This window comes from Moorena sp. SIO3I6 (genome assembly GCF_010672095.1).
On sequence record NZ_JAAHHU010000997.1, the window covers coordinates 1 to 1,814 of the forward strand.

2 protein-coding genes are annotated in these 1,814 nt (G+C 39.5%); both read left to right on the forward strand.

Annotated elements, in window-relative coordinates:
* The coding region (locus tag F6K49_RS45380) for an iron-containing redox enzyme family protein (RefSeq protein WP_293108725.1) at positions 1-706 on the forward strand (706 nt) is incomplete at its 5' end.
* A gap of 246 nt (positions 707-952) precedes the next feature.
* Positions 953-1,768 carry a serine O-acetyltransferase gene (cysE, locus tag F6K49_RS45385; RefSeq protein ID WP_293108728.1) on the forward strand — a complete coding sequence of 272 codons (816 nt, stop codon included), beginning with the start codon at positions 953-955 and terminating at the stop codon, positions 1,766-1,768.
* The last annotated feature ends 46 nt before the right edge of the window (positions 1,769-1,814 follow it).

A 1,814-nucleotide genomic window follows, 5' to 3' on the forward strand; every position in this document is an offset into this window, starting at 1 on the left:
TGATCAATTTTGGACTATGGCAGATCATTCTCGACTGGAAGCTGAATATCTAGCTGATGAGAAACTGCAATATTTACAACATGCCCCACTGGACGCTTTACAGCAGATATGTATCCAGTACCGTCATTTTACCAAACAGTTTCCTGATAATCTGGCAATTCTAATTTCCAAAGCTCCTTACGGAAAATTTAAAAGCTTAACCGCTGAAATACTAGCAGAAGAGTTAGGTGAAGGAGATCATGAGAATAATCATCTCCAACTATGGGATAAGTATCTGTTAAGTATTGGTATAAATCAAGATTTATTTGAAAACTGTCTTAGCGAAGAAAATAAAATTTTGCTTGATGAGATTAAGCAATTAACGTTAAACAAGCCTACCACCTATGTGATTGGATTATGTGGCATGGGTGGAGAGTGTCTTTGCCAAGTTTATCTGTCTACTATGTACAAATATCTTGTCAAAAACCCATACATAAAAGAAAACAAACACACCATTGATTGGGATTTTTGGAACTTTCATGTTGGCGAAGCTGATATTATCCATCGTCAAAAGGTCAGAGATGCCATTAATGAGATAGTTGATGCCGATCCATCTACCGTAGATGATTTAACCGCTGGCTATCAGAAAGCCAAACATAATTGGGATACATTTTGGACGAATAACTACAAATTAGCCATGACTAAGCAGATGGCAGCTGTAAATTGAGTGAATAATTGAGTGAATAACTGAGTGAATAACTGAGTGGCATAGAAGTAAGTAGAGTTCATCAATCAAATCACTCTACTGCTATAATAAATATCGAATCATCACAAATTGACCCGATATTTATTATAGCAGTTGGCAATTTAATCAGGTACATCTGAAAACCCTGAACGACACATAGGACAAGGAAAAGCAAAAAAGCCGATGCCTGATAGCTCACTGCTAACTGCTATATTATTTTGACTCAAAATGAAACAAAAATCAGAAATGAAGCATTCTCTTGAAGCTTTGGAGAAACATGGCCAAACCACAGCTTCATCTACTTTAGGCTTGTGGGATTCTATTCGAGCAGATTTTGAGGCTGTGTTTGAGAAAGATCCTGCTGCATGCTCTTGGCTTGAGGTGTTAACTTGCTATCCAGGCTTACAGGCAGTTACGGTTCATCGCTTTGCTCATATCTTATATCGCCACCGTTTATTTTGGCTGTCTCGCTTCGTATCCTACATTGTCCGTTGGCTAACAGGAATTGACATTCATCCAGGTGCTACCCTTGGTCGGGGCATATTTATTGATCACGGTGCAGGTGTAGTAATTGGGCAAACCGCCATCGTTGGAGATGGAACCTTAATTTATCAAGGCGTTACTTTAGGTGGCACTGGCAAACAACTAGGTAAACGTCATCCTACTCTGGGAAAAAATGTAATCGTCGGAGCAGGAGCAAAAATTCTTGGGGACATTGAAATTGGTAACAATAGCCGTATTGGAGCAGGCTCAGTAGTTTTACGCTCTGTTCCTAGTGACTGCACTGTCGTTGGGATTCCCGGACGGATAGTTAGGCAATTCGCCAAACCGATTAGTCCACTTGCTCACAGTAACATCCCGGATCCAGTAGCTAATGTGGTTGATAAACTTATCCAAAGGATAGATGAGTTGGAAATCAAACTAAACCAATTGCAGCAGTGTAGAGAAATGCAGTTCACCGAAAAGCTGTTGTGTCAAGCTCCAGCTATCAACTTATCTCACAATACTAATTTAGATAGCCGCCAGCTAGCAAAAGTAGATTAACTATTGTTAATACAGGAGACAAATGTCTTGGAAATCATAATTGCTA

Coding starts and splice junctions, on each gene's coding strand:
- cysE (WP_293108728.1), top strand. CDS start 953: ATGAAACAAAAATCAGAAATGAAGCATTCTCTTGAAGCTTTGGAGAAA.